The 1,293-nt window shown below is 44.6% G+C and carries 1 protein-coding gene and 1 pseudogene; one reads left to right on the top strand and one right to left on the bottom strand.

The window, feature by feature from the left end:
* Positions 1-213: 213 nt before the first annotated feature.
* Positions 214-1,029 carry an aminoglycoside O-phosphotransferase APH(3')-Ia gene (gene aph(3')-Ia / locus NBG71_RS18615; protein WP_000018329.1) on the top strand — a complete coding sequence of 272 codons (816 nt, stop codon included), beginning with the start codon at positions 214-216 and terminating at the stop codon, positions 1,027-1,029.
* Positions 1,030-1,218: 189 nt separating this feature from the next.
* On the opposite strand, the pseudogene NBG71_RS18610 reads toward aph(3')-Ia, so the two are convergent.
* A pseudogene (locus NBG71_RS18610) lies at positions 1,219-1,293 on the bottom strand (IS6 family transposase); the annotation flags it as partial.

Here is a 1,293-nt window from a genome sequence, read left to right as displayed (position 1 = left end):
GTACCAGCGTACGGCCCACAGAATGATGTCACGCTGAAAATGCCGGCCTTTGAATGGGTTCATGTGCAGCTCCATCAGCAAAAGGGGATGATAAGTTTATCACCACCGACTATTTGCAACAGTGCCCTCTGATGTTACATTGCACAAGATAAAAATATATCATCATGAACAATAAAACTGTCTGCTTACATAAACAGTAATACAAGGGGTGTTATGAGCCATATTCAACGGGAAACGTCTTGCTCGAGGCCGCGATTAAATTCCAACATGGATGCTGATTTATATGGGTATAAATGGGCTCGCGATAATGTCGGGCAATCAGGTGCGACAATCTATCGATTGTATGGGAAGCCCGATGCGCCAGAGTTGTTTCTGAAACATGGCAAAGGTAGCGTTGCCAATGATGTTACAGATGAGATGGTCAGACTAAACTGGCTGACGGAATTTATGCCTCTTCCGACCATCAAGCATTTTATCCGTACTCCTGATGATGCATGGTTACTCACCACTGCGATCCCCGGGAAAACAGCATTCCAGGTATTAGAAGAATATCCTGATTCAGGTGAAAATATTGTTGATGCGCTGGCAGTGTTCCTGCGCCGGTTGCATTCGATTCCTGTTTGTAATTGTCCTTTTAACAGCGATCGCGTATTTCGTCTCGCTCAGGCGCAATCACGAATGAATAACGGTTTGGTTGATGCGAGTGATTTTGATGACGAGCGTAATGGCTGGCCTGTTGAACAAGTCTGGAAAGAAATGCATAAGCTTTTGCCATTCTCACCGGATTCAGTCGTCACTCATGGTGATTTCTCACTTGATAACCTTATTTTTGACGAGGGGAAATTAATAGGTTGTATTGATGTTGGACGAGTCGGAATCGCAGACCGATACCAGGATCTTGCCATCCTATGGAACTGCCTCGGTGAGTTTTCTCCTTCATTACAGAAACGGCTTTTTCAAAAATATGGTATTGATAATCCTGATATGAATAAATTGCAGTTTCATTTGATGCTCGATGAGTTTTTCTAATCAGAATTGGTTAATTGGTTGTAACACTGGCAGAGCATTACGCTGACTTGACGGGACGGCGCTTCCCTACCCTCATGGCCGCCTCCCAGGAATCGACCCAGGTGCTTATCGTGGACATAATCCTTTACTCATAAATTGGCACTGTTGCAAAGTTAGCGATGAGGCAGCCTTTTGTCTTATTCAAAGGCCTTACATTTCAAAAACTCTGCTTACCAGGCGCATTTCGCCCAGGGGATCACCATAATAAAATGCTGAGGCCTGGCC

The organism is Proteus sp. FZP2095, assembly GCF_023701425.1.
In the GTDB taxonomy this organism is placed as follows: Bacteria; Pseudomonadota; Gammaproteobacteria; order Enterobacterales; family Enterobacteriaceae; genus Proteus; species Proteus cibarius.
This window is presented reverse-complemented; position numbering and strand designations above follow the sequence as displayed.